General features: G+C 53.5%; 13 protein-coding genes. 8 read left to right on the forward strand and 5 right to left on the reverse strand.

What is annotated here, in order from left to right:
• Positions 1-16: 16 nt before the first annotated feature.
• The 3 genes from ybfE to fur all read left to right on the forward strand — a co-directional run bounded on the left by ybfE (position 17) and on the right by fur (position 1,839).
• The gene (gene ybfE / locus AC1RKC_RS16435; RefSeq protein ID WP_004949692.1) at positions 17-304 is read left to right on the forward strand and encodes a LexA regulated protein; all 288 of its coding nucleotides are present in this window, start codon (positions 17-19) and stop codon (positions 302-304) included.
• Between the two features lie 229 nt (positions 305-533).
• Positions 534-1,073, forward strand: coding sequence for a flavodoxin FldA (gene fldA / locus AC1RKC_RS16440; RefSeq protein WP_048759474.1), 540 nt, complete (start codon positions 534-536; stop codon positions 1,071-1,073).
• A 319-nt stretch (positions 1,074-1,392) separates the two neighbouring features.
• Entirely contained in the window at positions 1,393-1,839 is a 447-nt protein-coding gene (gene fur / locus AC1RKC_RS16445) for a ferric iron uptake transcriptional regulator (protein ID WP_020825646.1), read from the forward strand.
• Between the two features lie 341 nt (positions 1,840-2,180).
• On the opposite strand, the gene AC1RKC_RS16450 is transcribed toward fur, so the two are convergent.
• The 5 genes from AC1RKC_RS16450 to nagE form a co-directional block, all read right to left on the reverse strand.
• Positions 2,181-4,838 (reverse strand): beta-N-acetylhexosaminidase, encoded by a 2,658-nt coding sequence (locus AC1RKC_RS16450; protein ID WP_493092542.1) that lies wholly within the window; start codon positions 4,836-4,838, stop codon positions 2,181-2,183.
• 14 nt (positions 4,839-4,852) lie between these two features.
• The gene (chiQ, locus tag AC1RKC_RS16455; protein ID WP_020825644.1) at positions 4,853-5,179 is read right to left on the reverse strand and encodes a ChiQ/YbfN family lipoprotein; all 327 of its coding nucleotides are present in this window, start codon (positions 5,177-5,179) and stop codon (positions 4,853-4,855) included.
• A 113-nt stretch (positions 5,180-5,292) separates the two neighbouring features.
• The gene (gene chiP, locus AC1RKC_RS16460; RefSeq protein WP_020825643.1) at positions 5,293-6,696 is read right to left on the reverse strand and encodes a chitoporin ChiP; all 1,404 of its coding nucleotides are present in this window, start codon (positions 6,694-6,696) and stop codon (positions 5,293-5,295) included.
• A 578-nt stretch (positions 6,697-7,274) separates the two neighbouring features.
• Positions 7,275-8,939 carry a glutamine--tRNA ligase gene (gene glnS, locus AC1RKC_RS16465; RefSeq protein ID WP_020825642.1) on the reverse strand — a complete coding sequence of 555 codons (1,665 nt, stop codon included), beginning with the start codon at positions 8,937-8,939 and terminating at the stop codon, positions 7,275-7,277.
• A gap of 251 nt (positions 8,940-9,190) precedes the next feature.
• Positions 9,191-11,137: a PTS N-acetyl glucosamine transporter subunit IIABC gene (gene nagE / locus AC1RKC_RS16470; protein WP_041414298.1), complete on the reverse strand. Its 1,947-nt coding sequence runs from the start codon at positions 11,135-11,137 to the stop codon at positions 9,191-9,193.
• A gap of 335 nt (positions 11,138-11,472) precedes the next feature.
• On the opposite strand from nagE, the gene nagB reads away from it, so the two are divergent.
• The 5 genes from nagB to chiC all read left to right on the forward strand — a co-directional run bounded on the left by nagB (position 11,473) and on the right by chiC (position 17,133).
• On the forward strand, positions 11,473-12,273 hold the full coding sequence (gene nagB / locus AC1RKC_RS16475; protein ID WP_020825640.1) for a glucosamine-6-phosphate deaminase: 801 nt from the start codon (positions 11,473-11,475) through the stop codon (positions 12,271-12,273).
• A gap of 18 nt (positions 12,274-12,291) precedes the next feature.
• Positions 12,292-13,431: an N-acetylglucosamine-6-phosphate deacetylase gene (gene nagA, locus AC1RKC_RS16480; protein WP_020825639.1), complete on the forward strand. Its 1,140-nt coding sequence runs from the start codon at positions 12,292-12,294 to the stop codon at positions 13,429-13,431.
• A 27-nt stretch (positions 13,432-13,458) separates the two neighbouring features.
• Positions 13,459-14,679: a DNA-binding transcriptional regulator NagC gene (gene nagC, locus AC1RKC_RS16485; protein WP_020825638.1), complete on the forward strand. Its 1,221-nt coding sequence runs from the start codon at positions 13,459-13,461 to the stop codon at positions 14,677-14,679.
• Between the two features lie 67 nt (positions 14,680-14,746).
• Positions 14,747-15,499, forward strand: a complete 753-nt coding sequence (locus AC1RKC_RS16490) for an HAD-IIA family hydrolase (protein WP_020825637.1) — start codon at positions 14,747-14,749, stop codon at positions 15,497-15,499.
• A gap of 179 nt (positions 15,500-15,678) precedes the next feature.
• Positions 15,679-17,133: a chitinase ChiC gene (chiC, locus tag AC1RKC_RS16495; protein WP_493092541.1), complete on the forward strand. Its 1,455-nt coding sequence runs from the start codon at positions 15,679-15,681 to the stop codon at positions 17,131-17,133.
• Positions 17,134-17,336: the final 203 nt, after the last annotated feature.

The raw sequence follows: 17,336 nt of genomic DNA on the forward strand, positions 1-17,336 counted from the left end.
TGCAGTACCGCTACCTATGGCAAAAGAACAAACGGATCGCACGACGCTGGATCTGTTCGCAGATGAACGCCGTCCGGGGCGCCCGAAAACCAACCCGCTATCCCGAGATGAACAGCTTAGAATCAATAAGCGTAATCAGCTTCGACGCGATAAAGTCCGTGGCTTACGGCGTGTGGAACTGAAGATCAATGCGGATGCGGTGGACGCCCTGAACAAACTGGCGGAACAGCGTAATATCAGCCGCAGCGAGCTTATTGAGCAAATGCTGCTGGCACAACTGGCGGACGAGCAGCCAGAACATTGATCATTGCAGCCGCACATGCGGCGCGGCGTTAAGGATGACGCCCGATCAACACCGCTTTATTCCACCCGGCATCGCATTAAAGTGATAAATACCCGGGGTAAATTTCTGGCATGATACGCACTTACCGGTAAGAGATAATCTCTTGCCATGGCATCATTTTAATCGGTGTTATCGTAGTCAACGCTAACATCGTGAATGCAATTTATTGAATTTAAAGGTTATACGCGATATGGCTAATGTAGGCATTTTCTTTGGCAGCGACACTGGCAATACCGAAAACATTGCCAAGATGATCCAGAAAATTCTTCAGCAGCAGTTTGGTAAAGAGGTAGCTGAAATTCATGACATCGCCAAAAGCAGCAAAGAAGATCTGGAAGCTTTCGATATCCTGCTGCTCGGTATCCCAACCTGGTACTACGGCGAAGCGCAGTGCGACTGGGACGATTTCTTCCCAACGCTGGAAGAAATTGACTTCAACGGCAAGCTGGTTGCGCTGTTCGGCTGTGGCGATCAGGAAGACTACGCAGAGTATTTCTGTGATGCGATGGGTACCATTCGCGACATCATTGAACCGCGTGGCGCCGCGATCGTAGGCCACTGGCCAACCAAGGGTTACCACTTTGAAGCGTCCAAAGGCTTGGCCAACGACAGCCATTTCATCGGCCTGGCCATTGACGAAGATCGCCAACCTGAGCTGACCAACGAACGTGTTGAAGGCTGGGTAAAACAAATCGTCGAAGAGCTGAGCCTGGCCGAAATCGTCGGGTAACGCCAAAGGTTGAACAAAAGCCCTGCAAAGTGCATAGTGTGCCGGCAGGGCCATCATTGGCAGTACAAATTACTGCAATAGAAGCTACAGATTTGTAACTTCCCACACCATCAAGGTAGACTGAGTTTTCGGTTTATCCCATTCATCAAGACGTTGCATGTATAACATGCAATTGTGCAATTATAGCTTTGTTAACAACCGGCGGTTTCCATTTAGAGCAACCGGTTCTATAATGAGACGCAATTAACTCTTTGTGCCGACCGATGCCAAAGGCGAGAACGCCTCAACTTGATTAGCATAGTAACAGGACTGAATCCGCATGACTGACAACAACACCGCATTGAAGAAGGCCGGCTTAAAAGTCACGCTTCCGCGACTCAAAATCCTGGAAGTACTGCAAAATCCGGAATGCCATCACGTCAGTGCGGAAGATCTGTACAAAAAACTGATAGATATGGGCGAAGAAATTGGCCTGGCTACGGTTTACCGCGTACTGAACCAATTTGATGATGCCGGCATTGTGACCCGTCACAACTTCGAAGGCGGCAAGTCCGTGTTCGAATTGACCCAGCAACATCACCACGATCACCTGATTTGCCTGGATTGCGGCAAAGTGATCGAATTCAGCGATGAGTCTATCGAAGTGCGTCAGCGTGATATCGCCAAACAACACGGCATCAAGCTCACCAACCACAGCCTGTACCTGTACGGCCACTGTGAGACCGGTGACTGCCGCGAAGACGACACCCTGCACGACAAAAAATAATGTCCTAACCGGCATTGAGAACCGCCTTAACGGCGGTTTTTTTGTGCCTGCGATAATAGGATAAAAAATCCCCGGACAGGCCGGGGAAAGTTCACAACGTTAAATACAACAATTGCAGCGGCACTTCTCTACAGCACTTCTCTCGCTTCCCACTTACACTCTCAGCACTCCCCCACCCGCCGACACGCGGATGAGCAACAGAGCTTGGTTCGGTATTAACAGGTACCGGCAATCCCGGAAAAAACGCACCCGATAGTCGAATTCATGTCCGATTACGCCGGACGCTGCCCTGGTCAAGTAACAACGGCCCGCCTGCGAACAGACGGGCCGTTGTTCAGGAGTTACACTTTCTCGGCGCGGCTATAACGCTTGCCGTCCGGGCTGACTGCACGGATCAGTACCTCACCGCTAACACTTGGCTTGGCCTTGGCATCGTAACGCTGCCACTGCTTGCCGCCGTCGGTGGAATATTCAATGCCCAGTCCCGGCAGCGAAATATTGGCTTCCAGCTTGCCTCCCACCACTCGGGCGCCTGGCACCGGCAACCGATAGTTCACACCACCTTTGTCCAGTTTTGCCAGCTCACGCTGACCGAGCAGGTTGGCAAAGCGCAGCCAATCGCGGTCCAGCTTCTTGGTATCGATGAAGTGGGTTTCGCCGCCTTTATACTCCCGGCCCGCCCGGTAATCCTGCTCCCACGCTGCCCGGTGCCATGCGCGCTCGGCCACCGACAGCGAACGAGGGAAGATCATGTACTCCATTTGCTCGTCGGTACGCTGGGTTTCGCTCCACATCTGCGCGGAAATACCGTAAGCCCCCGGCCAGGGCTTGTCGCTCTTGGCGGTAAAGTGATTACCATCGCGATCAACCGAGGTTTCGGCGTTTTGCGGCAGGTTGTTTGGCGCAAAGCTGAACATTTTCTGTTCATCGCTGAAACGCGTTCCCCAGTAGTAACCACGCTCGTCCGGGTTCACCTCATACGGGAAGTCCATGTAGACATAATCCGGGTTTGAAAGGATCAGTTCGTAGCCCTTGTTCGCCCAGTCATTGGCACTGTCGAACCCGCCCCAATACAGCGTATCCCAGAAGTTAACCCCGACACGCTGGGTAGCAAAGGCCTTGGCGTTTTTGGCATCTTTCAGGCCATCCTGCCAGGCTTGCATTCTGTCGATCCCATGCGCTTTCACCAATTGGCTGACTTCTACTCCGAAGTAGCTTGGCTGGTGCTCCATATCGGCGACCTTGCCATCTTTGATCATCGCCTGGCAGACCTGAGATTTTGCCCATGGCTTGTCTTCTTTGCTCTGATCGATGACGCCTTTGCCGGCTTCCGGCTTGTTCACATCGGTATAACCAGCACCTAACCGGATGTTTTTCGCCTCGTCACCGCCAAAGTGCCAGGTACTCAGCGACTGCCCGGCCTCTTTATGCATCTGGGCAATCTCGCCGATCACCTTGTCGACAAAACGTTTGGATGAATCCAGGCAAGGGTTGAGATAGCTTTGGCGGTTGAAGTACTGCACCGAGGTGGTGTTAGAGGTATCGGTTGGATCCACTAAACGGAACTCGTTGGCCTCTTGTTCTTTACCGGCGGCATGCAGTTTCTTATAGCGCGCTTCCATTGAGACCACCGCCGCACGGGCATGCGCCGGCATATCGATTTCCGGGATCACTTCAATCTGGCGCGCCTTGGCGTACTTGATAATGTCGATGTAATCCTGGCGAGAGAAGAAGCCGCCATAAACCTCCGGACCCTGACCATACTGCGGCAACAGGCAGGTGGTTTCGCTCAAGTCGTGGCAACGCTGCCCACCGACTTCGGTCAGTTCCGGCAAGCCCGGTATGGCGATGCGCCAACCTTCGTCATCACTCAGATGGAAGTGGAATTTATTGAGCTTGTACGCCGCCATTTGGTCCAGCAAGCGCAACACCGCATCCTTCTGGTGGAAGTTACGTGCGACATCCAGGAAGATGCCACGATACTGGAAGCGCGGCGCATCTTTGGCCTCCAGCATAGCGATTTTGGCGCTACCTTCGGTAGGCACTAATGACAAGATGGACTGCAGGCCATAGAACACCCCGGTCTGATCGAAACCAATGACTCGCGCTTCCTGCTTGCCGATGATCAATTCATAAGCGCCCGGTACCGCCAACTCGCCTTTGAATTTTCCCGGTTGAATATCGGTCTTGATCGGATAACCGGCTGCGTTACTGGTTATTCCCAACAGCGCGAAACGCTGGGCTACGGCGTCCGCCGCCGGTTTGGACAATGCGCTCAGCTCCAATGCAACGCCTTTGCTCAGATCAACATCCTGCGCATGCACTTTAACCTGCAACGGCGTTGGCACTATCTGACCACGTAACGACGCGGTGGGTAAGGTTTTTAGCTCGGCGTTTTTCGTAAAGCGCGAGGCCGGCGTCATCAGGATGTTATTGTCGTCTTTGGTACGCTTCCACTGGTCGCCGGTAAAGGGCGCAACGAACTGGTTCAGATCTTCGGTATCGGTATTGACCAGAATTTTAGGCTTGGCATCGCCCGAGGTGGCGTACCAACGTGGCACGAAGTCGGTTTTAAACAGTTGCCAATATTCAGTGATAATCGGGATCTCTACCGTTTTCCCCGCAGGGAAGCCGGTAAATTTGTCGGTAGGTTCCAGCTTGTACAGATCACCGGTCAGGTGAGATATCTTGAACTGGTCGTTATCCACACGCAGGGTCTGACGGGCGCTATGGAAGTAAATCGCCCAGTCCTGACCTTTGATCTCCTGATTGTCGTTGGTCAGGCCGATCAGCACCTTGTTGCAAGCCGCCCAGTCGGCACCCAGCTTGCCGCAATCCAGACCGTTTTCGGCTGCCCGGTTATCGACCATTTTCAAATTCAGTTTCAACTGGCTCAGTTGATCCACCAGCGGCTGATTGGCCATCGCGTTCCCCACGCTGCCAAATAACCCAATGGTTGCCGTCAGTGCGGCAAGCGCGCTCAATTTGAATTTATTCATTTTTATCATCGTCCTTAATTGTTGTTATCGCGGATCTCTTTCCAAATCTGGCCACATTTGGCGTCATAGGCCTGGCCGTTACCGCTATGAACTGCCTGAATGCAGTTTTGATAATCCATCACCCGCACCGTTTCTTTCTCGGCGAACTGTTGATGCTGTTTCTCTTGTTTCAGTACGTTCAGCACTGCCTGGCATGACTGCAATTTTTCCGGTGAGCCCTCCGCGGTGTTGATACAGGCGCTGTAGGCCTGTTTCAATTTGGCATCTTCCGGCGGTGCCGCAGGCTGTACACAGGCGCTCAACGTGGCTACCGCAGCCAACATCATCATGATTTTTTTCATCGTGTTATTCCCGTTAAATGACCCCGGCTCTGCCGCCGGGGAATATACCCGCCATCTTTCAAGCCGCAGCGTCGTTATCTGCACCAGCTGCAACTCGAAAGCTCTAGGTAGGTTTAGAAAATGGTGAATGGCGCGATAACCATGAATTTGACGTCTTTCTCGTCCTGGAAGATGTTGCCGTAACCCCCGCCCCAGCTTGGGATATTGGTGTGGTTGTCGTATTGGGTGTAGTGCAGTTTCAGCAGCGTGCCTTTGGCGCGGCCTTCCTGAATGGTGTACATGGCGTCCAGGCTCCAGGCGCTCTCTTTCAGACGCTGGCTCTGATCGTACATAGGGTTGGTGCTCGGTTTGGCGTCCCAGGCATAAACGTAAGAACCGCCCACCGCCATGCCCGGCAGGTTCCAGTTGCTCAGGTCATACATCACCCCGGCATAAACCGCTTTTTCGCCGTTGGCGTTAAAGTCGGAACGGTTATCCCACCACACGTCGAGACGGCCGTTAGAAGAAGCATAGGTTGGCGTCATACGCTGCAGGAAGTAGCCCTGGTTGCCTTCGGCCTTGACCATGGTCCCTTCCAGGCGCCAGTTGAACTGGCCAGTGGTGTAACCAAAGGTCAGTGCCTGCAGCCAGGCCAGGCCGTCGTAAATACTGTTCGGGTCGTTCTTGTCGTTAATGCGGTCTTCGGTGCCATAGAATTGGTAACTGGTGGTGAGCGGGTTGCCTACCAGATCGAATTTATAAGATGCCTTGGTGAAGTACTGATTCACATAGCCCTGGGCTTGGCCGAATGCCGCCTCCAGCACCAAATCGTTTTTGAAGTCGTATTTGGCACCCAGCGAGTGCAGATAGGAGACACCGGTTTTTTTATCGTTCTGGCGGAAGTCGTCCATCTCGATATGCCATGGCGCTTTATATTTATTGGTCCACATATAAGAGAAGCTCAACTCACCGGCATCGCCGTAGTCAAACTTGGCACCGGCCTCTGCACCCTGATAGGTGCCGGGCATAAAGCTCCAATGCGGCGCCAACAGAGTTTGGCCACTTGGCTGGATATAACCGCCACGTGCCCAGACGGGGCCATATTTGAATTTACCGGCGGCTTTATACAGGCTGATGCCGCCTTTGTCGCCGGAGTAGTCTTCATCGTAGGTACGGTTTTTGGAAGAGAACGCGATTTCATTCGGGTGGCCGCTGGCGCTGGATTCAGCCAGCTCGATGGCGGTAAAGGCGCCGACGTCCAGGCCGAACATGTCCCAGGCATAGCCCGAGGCAAAATCCAGGCTCAGGTTGGCCGTCGAATGCGACAAGTTGGTGGTGTATTTATTGTAATCGTCACTGGTCGGATTGAGATCTTTACGGTCACGCTCACGTTGCCAGTAATATACGCCGCCGGTCATCGTGGAATCATCGATAAATCCTGCGGCTTTCGCCTCAGGGGCCATGGCAAACCCTGTTCCCAACAGCGCACCCGCGACTGCGAGCGCCAGCGTTTTACGCTGAGCACCGTGCGTACCCATAATGAAATTCCTCTTTGACTTAACTTTAAAAGTTGCAGCCGCCCGTGTTCACCACTGCCCTGCACGACTGCCAATAAAAACCCAATCGGGTAAAAAAAATTGCTGACAGGGCTAAAACCCCACAGCACTTATTGCTACAGACAGACTATTTTTCGCGACGCGAATTATCAAATGAAATATCAGAGAGATTTGTCAAAGTATGACAAAGAGCACATATCGATGAGATTTTGTTACGCGGCTATGCAAGGAGATTGTCGAATAAAAAATTCAATAAAATCAGAATAAATAATGATATGAGGTCAATATAAGACGATTAATGGTTTCAGCCGAATCAAAAAAGTCAGCCAGAGGAAAAAATATGAGAGCGCTCTCCAGATGACATTAATTCGCATCACGAATATATAAGACAATGTTATATGAGTGATGATTTATATCAAGAAATTACAGATACAACGGCCAGATAAAAATTTAAACATTGATTGAGCGAACTACATCGCAACAGGAAAGGTAAATAACGGCGACAGACATAAAAAAAGCGCAACCGAAGTTGCGCTCTTATTGCGTTAACCACTTATCACTCAGGCACCGATTTTAGCCCAGGTGTCGCGCAAACCAACGGTGCGGTTAAACACCAGATGCTCTGCCGAGGAGTAACGATTATCGGCGCAGAAATAGCCCTCACGCTCGAACTGATAGGCTTTTTCCGGCTGTGCAGTTGCCAGGCTTGGCTCCACAAAGCCGTGCTTGATTACCAGCGACTCAGGGTTAATGGTGGCAAGGAAGTCCTCTGCCGCTGCCGGGTTTGGCACGTTGAACAGACGATCGTACACGCGAATTTCCGCCGGCAACGCGTGCTCGGCAGACACCCAGTGGATCACGCCTTTCACCTTACGGCCATCGGCAGGATCTTTGCTCAAGGTATCCGGATCGTAGCTGCAGAAGATAGTGGTGATCTCGCCTTCTGCGTCTTTCTCCACGCGTTCCGCTTTGATCACGTAGGCATTACGCAAACGCACTTCTTTCCCCAGCACCAGACGCTTGTATTGCTTGTTGGCTTCTTCGCGGAAGTCAGCACGGTCGATATAAACCTCGCGGCTGAACGGCACTTCACGGCTGCCCATTTCCGGCTTGTTCGGGTGATTAGGCATCGTCACCATTTCCACGCCGGAAGTCATATTTTCAATGACAATCTTAACCGGATCCAGCACCGCCATCGCACGCGGTGCGTTGTCGTTCAGCTCTTCACGGATGCAAGCTTCGAGCGCCACCATTTCAACGTTGTTATCCTGCTTGGTCACGCCGATACGCTGGCAGAATTCGCGGATGGATGCGGCGGTATAGCCACGACGACGCAGGCCGGAAACGGTCGGCATACGCGGGTCATCCCAACCTTCAACGATTTTCTCGGTCACCAACTGGTTCAGCTTACGCTTAGACATGATGGCGTATTCGAGATTAAGGCGTGAGAATTCGTACTGACGCGGATGACAAGGGATGGTGATGTTGTCCAATACCCAGTCATACAGACGACGGTTGTCCTGGAATTCCAGCGTACACAGCGAATGGGTGATCCCTTCCAGCGCATCGGAAATGCAGTGGGTGAAATCGTACATCGGGTAGATGCACCATTTGTTGCCGGTCTGGTGGTGTTCCGCGAACTTGATGCGGTACAGCACAGGATCGCGCATCACGATAAACGGTGACGCCATGTCGATCTTGGCACGCAGGCAGGCGCTACCTTCGGCAAATTCGCCGTTGCGCATTTTTTCGAACAGCGCCAGGTTTTCTTCCACGCTGCGACCGCGGTACGGGCTGTCTTTGCCCGGTGAGGTCAGGCTGCCGCGATATTCGCGGATTTGCTCAGGCGATAGCTCGTCGACGTAGGCCAGCCCTTTGTTAATCAGCTCTACCGCATACTGGTGCAACTGATCGAAGTAATCTGAGGAGTAGCGGACGTTGCCGCTCCACTCAAAGCCCAGCCACTCCACGTCGTGTTTGATCGACTCAACGAACTCGATATCTTCTTTTACCGGGTTGGTGTCATCGAAACGCAGGTTGCACTGGCCCTGGTAATCTTTGGCGATGCCAAAGTTAAGGCAAATGGATTTAGCATGGCCGATATGCAGATAACCATTCGGCTCCGGCGGGAAACGGGTATGTACCGACGTATGTTTCCCTGAAGCCAGATCTTCATCGACGATCTGACGGATAAAATTGGTTGGGCGGGCTTCAGCCTCACTCATTTCACTATTCCTCAATGCAAAGCGCTACACATAACCGCCTATGATCCAACAAGCCACGCCCGGAAACAACCGTTTGTTTCACGAAAAATGCGGGGCGTTGCACCACGACAGATCGCCGCACCACATCGGGGCAGCTTTCGTCACCTATCGCCCATAAAAAAGCGGGAAGAGATTGCTCTCTTCCCGCCAAAGGTAGGGTGCGTTCCGTCATGACTCGTTAAACACCCCGGGTACTACTCAGGTAAATCGGTTTACTTTTGGATCTCGAACAGTTTGGTCTGGCCTGCGACCACAGAACCGGTCGCCAGCGCCGACAGACCGGCGTAATCGTCAGCGTTGCTGACCACTACCGGGCTTATCATCGAGCGTGCGTTGGCGTTCAGGAAGTCCAGATCCAGTTCAAGGATTGGCTGGCCGGCTTTCACCTCAGCGCCCTCTTCAACCAGACGCTTGAAGCCCTGACCGTTCAATGCCACGGTGTCGATACCCATGTGCACCACAATCTCCGCACCCTTGTCGGTTTCCAGGCAGAAGGCGTGGTTGGTGTTGAAGATTTTCACGATGGTGCCGTCAGCCGGCGCCACGACGGTTTTATCCGTTGGGCGAATCGCCAGACCGTCACCTACCGCTTTGCTGGCAAAGGCTTCATCAGGAACCTGATCCAGCGCCACCACTTCACCGGTGACCGGAGCCACCAGCGACTCGAAGGCCACTTTCACCGCATTAGGCACCGCCTGTGCTTTTACTGCGGTCACACCGGCTGCCGGTGCCACTTCTGCCGCAGGAACCGGACCGGCTGCGATAACCGCACGCATACCGTCGGCAATGGCTTCCGCTTTAGAACCCACGATGACCTGAACGGTTTGCTTGTTCAGTTTCACCACGCCGGAGGCACCCAGACGTTTGCAGCTTGCATCAAGCACTTTCGAAGAATCTTTCACGCTCAGACGCAGACGGGTGATGCAAGCATCAATGCCGGTCAGGTTGTCTGAACCGCCGATGGCACCGATATAGCTGCGAGACAGCGCGCGCAAGCCTTCGTCGGTATTGCTGTTGGCTTCCGGTGCAACGATATCGTCAGACGCATCTTCACGACCCGGAGTTTTCAAGTTGAATGCACGGATAATGATGGAGAACAGTACGAAGTACACCGCGAAGGCGACCAGACCCATCACGACCAGCATCCAGACGTTTTTACTGGCGGCCGGCAGGTTGTACATCAACACATAGTCGATGGCGCCTGCAGAGAAGGAGAAGCCAGCGTGAATGCCCAGCAGGGTGGCTACAAACAGGCTGATACCGGTCAAAATGGCATGGACCAGATACAGCAGCGGAGCCAGGAACATGAACAGGAATTCAAGGGGCTCAGTCACACCGGTCAGGAACGCGGTCAGTGCCACAGACAGCAACATACCGCCAACCATTGGGCGACGCTCTTTCGGCGCAGCGAAATACATGGCCAGTGCCGCACCCGGCAAACCGAACATCATGATTGGGAAGAAGCCGGACATGAACATCCCGGCAGTGCCGTCGCCCGCGTAGAAGCGGTTGATGTCACCGTGGAAGATGGTGCCCGCGGCATTGGTGAATTCACCAATCTGGAACCAGGCGATGGTGTTCAATACCTGATGCAAGCCGGTTGGGATCAGCAGACGGTTAACGAAACCGAAGATGCCGGAACCCACAGCGCCCATGGACACAATCCATTCACCGCCGGCGTGGATGGCATTCTGAACCGGTGGCCAGATATAACCAAAGATCGCCGCAAGGATTAAACAGAAAAAGCCGGTTGCGATAGGAACGAAGCGTTTACCGCCGAAGAAGGAAAGGAACTCAGGCAGTTTGATGCCGGACCAGCGGTTATAAACCGCACCGCCCACCAGACCGGTAATAATACCGGCCAGCACGCCCATATTGATCGCCGGGTTGATGGTGACCATCGCTTTGGTCAGGATGAAGTAACCTACCGCACCCGCCAGTGCCGCTGAACCAGCATTGTCTTTCGACCAGGTTGCTGCCACACCGATAGCGAAGATCAACGCCAAATTATCAAAGATTGATCCACCGGCCTGTGCGATGAACGAAATATTGAGTAAGTCGGGCTGGCCGAAGCGGAGCAAGAGCGCCGCCACGGGCAGTACTGCGATTGGCAGTTGCAACGACCTGCCCAATCTTTGGAAAAAGCCGAGTATGTTCACCTTAATATTCCCCCTAATGCCCTTTTATGGGCTTTATCATATTTTACGCTAGCGCCATCACACACTGCGATTAACTCTGGACGAACGACAACAAAGTGGAGTGTAAAAAAATTATTTCGTATCGCAAATTAAAACCTCCTTTTTTGTGATTTATATCACCAAAAAGCAGTCTTAAGCTGCCACATTGCTAGCCATCACACAAAACTTATTTTATCATTAAAAAAATCATCGAACCTGACGCATCACGTGAGAATCATAAACCTGGGTTAGGCTTAAGACTCTCGTTCAGGCACGAACCAGTATAGCTTTAGTTTACTTACCCCAAGAGGTGTTAGATGAGACTTATCCCACTGAAAGATACTGCACAAGTCGGCAAATGGGCCGCACGCCATATCGTCCAGCGCATCAACGCATTCAAGCCTACTGCGGAGCGTCCGTTTGTGCTCGGCCTGCCAACCGGCGGTACTCCGCTGGAAGCGTACAAACATCTGATTGCGATGCACAAAGCAGGTGAAGTAAGCTTTAAGCATGTGGTGACTTTCAACATGGATGAATACGTTGGCCTGCCGCAGGAACACCCGGAAAGCTATCATACCTTCATGTACCGTAATTTCTTTGATCACGTTGATATCCCACGCGAAAATATCAACCTGCTGAATGGTAATGCACCGGACGTTGACGCCGAGTGCCGCCAGTACGAAGCGAAAATCAAATCCTACGGCAAGATCAACCTGTTCATGGGTGGCGTTGGCATCGACGGTCATATCGCGTTTAACGAGCCGGCTTCATCTCTGGCCTCGCGCACTCGCATCAAAACCCTGACCGAAGATACCCGCATCGCCAACTCCCGCTTCTTTGGCGGCGACGTTAGCCTGGTACCGAAGTTTGCACTGACCGTGGGCGTGGGCACGCTGCTCGACGCTGAGGAAGTGATGATTTTGGTGACCGGCCACGCCAAGGCTCAGGCGCTGGAAGCCGCTGTGGAGGGCAACATCAACCACATGTGGACCATCAGTTGCCTGCAGTTGCATGCCAAAGCCGTTGTGGTGTGCGATGAGCCATCCACCATGGAGCTGAAAGTCAAAACCGTTAAGTATTTCCGCGAATTAGAAGCGGAAAGCGTGAAGAGTCTTTAATTCCTGCAGGGGGCTACGATGTTCGCTTTAACCCACGGCCGTATTTTTACCGGCCACGACGTACTTGACGACCATGCAGTGGTAATCGCTGATGGGCTGATTGAACGAGTTTGCCCGCTGGCTGAACTGCCGGCCGGCATTGAAACGCGCGATCTGGGTGGCGCTATCCTGGCCCCCGGTTTGATCGACGTGCAGCTTAACGGCTGCGGCGGCGTGCAATTTAACGATTCGCTGGACGCCATTTCGGAAGAGACGCTGGAAATTATGCAGCGTGCCAACGAAAAATCCGGCTGCACCAGCTATCTGCCGACGCTGATCACCAGCAGCGACGAATTTATGAAGCACAGCATCGAAGTGATGCGCGCTTATCTGAAAAAACACCAGAATCAGGCGTTGGGTCTGCACCTTGAAGGGCCGTACCTTAGCCCGTTGAAAAAAGGCACCCATAACCCGGCGTTTATCCGCAAGCCAACCAGCGAGATGATCGATTACCTGTGCGCGAATGCCGATGTGATCACCAAGGTGACGCTGGCGCCGGAAATGGTAGAGCCACACTTTATCAAGCAACTGACCGACGCCGGCATCGTGGTGTCCGCCGGTCACTCGAATGCGACTTACGAACAGGCCCGCACCGGTTTTGCTGCCGGCATCACTTTCGCCACGCACCTGTATAACGCCATGCCGTATATCACCGGGCGCGAACCGGGGCTGATGGGGGCAATTTTCGACACGCCTGAAGTCTACACCGGCATTATCGCCGACGGCCATCACGTGGCCTGGGCGAGTATCCGTAACGCCAAACGCATGAAAGGTGATAAATTGGTGCTGGTCACCGACGCCACCGCCCCGGCGGGTGCCGATATTGACCAATTTATTTTTGCCGGTAAAACAATATACTATCGCGATGGGCTGTGCGTGGACGAGAACGGCACCCTGAGCGGCTCTGCGCTGACCATGATTGACGCGTTGAAAAACAGCGTTGAACACGTCGGCATCGCGTTGGATGAAGCGCTGCGTATGGCGACACTCTATCCGGCGCGTGCTATCGGCGTGGACGATCGTTTAGGCACGATCGAAGCCGGTAAGGTGGCAAACCTGACCGCGTTTACCCGCGACTTTAGCATCACCAAAACGCTCGTTAACGGTAACGAGGTTTAATTTCATGAACAGCGAGTAAAATTATTGATGAGTACTGGCGGACAGGCACAGATAGGGAACGTTGACTTAGTCAAACAACTCAACGGCGCGGCAGTTTACCGCCTGATCGACCAACAGGGTCCGATCTCGCGCATTCAAATAGCCGAACTGAGCCAGCTAGCGCCCGCCAGCGTCACTAAAATTACTCGCCAGCTGTTGGAGCGCGGGCTGATCAAAGAAGTCGATCAGCAAGCCTCCACCGGCGGCCGCCGCGCCATTTCCATTGTCTCCGAAACCCGGCATTTCCACACCGTGGCCGTTCGCCTCGGGCGTCATGATGCCACCATCACCCTGTACGACATGAGCGGAAAATCGCTCGGTGAAGAGCACTATCCGCTGCCGGAAAGAACCCAGGAAACACTGGAAAATGCGTTGTTCACCGCCATTGCGCAATTTATCGAAGACTACCAGCGCAAGCTGCGCGAACTGATCGCCATCGCGGTGATCCTGCCAGGTCTGGTTGACCCGGCGCTCGGTGTGGTGCGCTATATGCCACACATCAGCGTCAGCAACTGGCCGCTGGTAGACAACCTGCAGCAACGTTTTAACGTCACCAGCTTTGTCGGCCATGACATCCGCAGCCTGGCTTTGGCCGAGCACTATTTTGGCGCCACACGCGACTGCGAAGACTCCATTCTGGTGCGTCTGCACCGCGGCACCGGCGCCGGCATTATCGTCAACGGTCAGATTTTCCTGGGTAATAACGGCAACGTCGGCGAAATCGGCCATATTCAAATCGACCCGCTGGGTGAACGCTGCCACTGCGGCAACTTCGGCTGTCTGGAAACCGTCGCCGCCAATGCCGCGATTGAACACCGCGTGCGCCAGTTACTGACTCAGGGCTACCCGAGCAAGCTGACACTCGACGACTGCAGCATCTCCGCCATCTGCAAGGCCGCCAACCGCGGCGATCTGCTGGCCAGCGAAGTGATCGAACACGTCGGCCGCTACCTCGGCAAAGCCGTGGCCATTGCCATTAACCTGTTTAATCCGCAGAAAGTGGTGATCGCCGGTGAAATTACCGAGGCGGAAAAAGTGCTGCTGCCGGCAATCCAAAGCTGCATCAATACTCAGGTGCTGAAGGACTTCCGCAAGAACCTGCCGGTGGTCACCTCCGAACTCAATCATCGCTCGGCGATCGGGGCTTTCGCCCTGGCCAAGCGAGCAATGCTCAACGGCGTGCTATTGCAGCGATTGCTGGAAAGCTGATCCGCCGCCTAAGGCAGGTGTGTTATCTTCGCGTTTTGCCTGCCGCCAATCATGAGAAACAGCAACAATGACAATCAAAAACGTTATATGTGATATCGACGGCGTGCTGCTGCATGACAACACGCCAGTTCCCGGCGCCGATCTTTTCCTGGCGCGGATTCAGGAACAGGGCATGCCGCTGGTGGTGCTGACCAACTACCCATCGCAGACGGCGCAGGATCTGGCGAACCGCTTCTCCGCCGCCGGGCTTGAAGTCCCGGAAAGCGCGTTTTATACCTCCGCCATGGCCACCGCCGATTTCCTGCGCCGTCAGGAAGGCAAAAAGGCCTACGTGGTGGGCGAAGGCGCGCTGATCCATGAATTGTATAAAGCCGGTTTCACCATTACCGACATCAACCCGGACTTCGTGATTGTCGGGGAAACCCGCTCCTACAACTGGGACATGATGCATAAGGCCGCCTACTTCGTGAATAACGGTGCGCGCTTTATCGCGACCAACCCGGATACTCACGGCCATGGCTTTGTGCCTGCCTGCGGCGCGCTGTGCGCCCCGATCGAGAAAATCACCGGCCGCAAGCCATTCTACGTCGGCAAACCCAGCCCGTGGATCATCCGCGCCGCGCTCAACAAAATGCAGGCGCATTCGGAAGAAACGGTGATCGTCGGCGACAACCTGCGCACCGATATCCTGGCGGGCTTCCAGGCCGGTCTGGAAACCGTGCTGGTGTTGTCCGGCGTCTCGACGTTGAACGACGTGGAAACCATGCCGTTCCGCCCGAGCTACATCTTCCCTTCCGTTGCCGATATCAATATTTTCTAATCGCTGAGGTGGCCATCGCGGCCACCCTTATTTTCGCGCCAATTTGAATTTAATTTATTATTGTCGCGAAAAGGTTTCACCCCGCCCTCGTTAAAAATCCGCACTATGTATTTACGCCCCGCCAATAATCCCTATTGACGGCGTGTGGAATTAATCTTACCTAAAATAACGAGGTTACTATGAGCTCCGATAACATTATCAATGCACAAGTTGCAGATGACGCAGCCGCCATGCCGGATATGTCGAATAAAAAAATCATGATGGGTTTTTGGCACAACTGGGCCGCCGGCGCCAGTGACGGTTATCAACAGGGCCAATTCGCCAATATGAACCTGACCGACATCCCGGCCGAATATAACGTAGTGGCCGTAGCCTTTATGAAGGGCGTGGGTATCCCAACCTTCAAGCCTTACAACCTGTCCGATGCCGAGTTCCGTCGCCAGGTCGGCGTTCTGAACAGTCAGGGCCGCGCGGTACTGATTTCTCTGGGCGGCGCCGACGCGCATATCGAATTGAAAACCGGCGACGAAGACAAACTGAGCAATGAAATTATCCGTCTGGTGGAAACCTACGGTTTTGACGGTCTGGATATCGATCTGGAACAGGCGGCTATCGGTGCAGCCAATAATAAAACCGTTTTGCCTGCCGCACTGAAAAAAGTAAAAGCGCATTATGCCGCCGAAGGTAAAAACTTTATTGTCAGCATGGCGCCAGAATTCCCTTATTTGCGGACTAATGGGACTTACCTGGATTATATTACCGCTCTCGAAGGGTTTTATGACTTTATTGCACCGCAATATTATAACCAGGGCGGTGACGGTATTTGGGTCGATGAAGCCAATGGCGGCAAAGGCGCCTGGATCACCCAGAATAATGACGCGATGAAAGAAGACTTTCTGTATTACCTGACCGAAAGCCTGGTTACCGGCACCCGCGGCTACACCAAAATCCCGACATCCAAATTTGTGATCGGTTTACCTACCAACAATGATGCCGCCGCCACCGGTTATGTGGTCGACAAACAGGCGGTCTATAACGCTTTCGCGCGCCTTGACGCCAAAAACTTGTCGATCAAGGGCCTGATGACCTGGTCGGTGAACTGGGACAATGGCAAGAGTAAGGCTGGCGTGGCCTATAACTGGGAATTCAAAACTCGTTATGCCGCGCTTATTCAGGGAGGAGTCACCCCGCCGCCGGGAAAGCCTGAAGCGCCTACCGCGCTGAACGCCAGTGCGATTACCGCAACGTCGCTGACGTTGAACTGGGCTGCGGCAAGCAGCGTCAAACCGATTAGCCATTATACGGTTTACCGTAACGGCAGCGCCATTGGCCAAACCGGTGGCCTGTCGCTGCAGGACAGCGGCCTGATGGCAGCCACTCAGTACAGCTATTTTGTCACCGCCACCGACAACCAAGGCAATACGTCGCTGCCAAGCAGTGCGCTGGCAGTTAAAACCTCGGACGGCGGTACGCCTCCCGATCCGGGCGTGGCCGAGTGGCAGAACAACCACAGCTATAAGGCCGGTGACGTGGTGACGTATAAAGGCAAGAAATACACCTGCCTGCAGGCGCACACCTCCAATGCGGGATGGACGCCGGATGTGGCCTTCACCCTGTGGCAGTTGATCGCCTGATAGTCGGCAATGAGTTGCCGGTAAAATTACCCGGCAACTCATCCATTGATATAAAAAATGAATATTCATCAATTTTTATATCATTTAACTGAACATCCGCTAATTTTCGACCTCCCCCAAACAACTATTTTTCGGCGCAGCGCTAAAACGCTTGCATCCCCTGCCGGTTTTGACGCATTTTCATAAACACAACGCAGCAAAAC

The sequence above is a fragment of the Serratia sp. GW822-FHT06E05 genome, assembly GCF_058799445.1.

What these genes read in the sequence shown, in the direction of transcription:
- nagA (WP_020825639.1), top strand. Translation starts at nt 12,292, where the DNA reads ATGTTCGCTTTAACCCACGGCCGTATTTTTACCGGCCACGACGTACTT.
- ybfE (WP_004949692.1), top strand. Translation starts at nt 17, where the DNA reads ATGGCAAAAGAACAAACGGATCGCACGACGCTGGATCTGTTCGCAGAT.
- nagC (WP_020825638.1), top strand. Translation starts at nt 13,459, where the DNA reads ATGAGTACTGGCGGACAGGCACAGATAGGGAACGTTGACTTAGTCAAA.
- chiP (WP_020825643.1), bottom strand. Translation starts at nt 6,696, where the DNA reads ATGGGTACGCACGGTGCTCAGCGTAAAACGCTGGCGCTCGCAGTCGCG.
- AC1RKC_RS16450 (WP_493092542.1), bottom strand. Translation starts at nt 4,838, where the DNA reads ATGAATAAATTCAAATTGAGCGCGCTTGCCGCACTGACGGCAACCATT.
- nagB (WP_020825640.1), top strand. Translation starts at nt 11,473, where the DNA reads ATGAGACTTATCCCACTGAAAGATACTGCACAAGTCGGCAAATGGGCC.
- chiQ (WP_020825644.1), bottom strand. Translation starts at nt 5,179, where the DNA reads ATGAAAAAAATCATGATGATGTTGGCTGCGGTAGCCACGTTGAGCGCC.
- chiC (WP_493092541.1), top strand. Translation starts at nt 15,679, where the DNA reads ATGAGCTCCGATAACATTATCAATGCACAAGTTGCAGATGACGCAGCC.
- fldA (WP_048759474.1), top strand. Translation starts at nt 534, where the DNA reads ATGGCTAATGTAGGCATTTTCTTTGGCAGCGACACTGGCAATACCGAA.
- AC1RKC_RS16490 (WP_020825637.1), top strand. Translation starts at nt 14,747, where the DNA reads ATGACAATCAAAAACGTTATATGTGATATCGACGGCGTGCTGCTGCAT.
- glnS (WP_020825642.1), bottom strand. Translation starts at nt 8,939, where the DNA reads ATGAGTGAGGCTGAAGCCCGCCCAACCAATTTTATCCGTCAGATCGTC.
- fur (WP_020825646.1), top strand. Translation starts at nt 1,393, where the DNA reads ATGACTGACAACAACACCGCATTGAAGAAGGCCGGCTTAAAAGTCACG.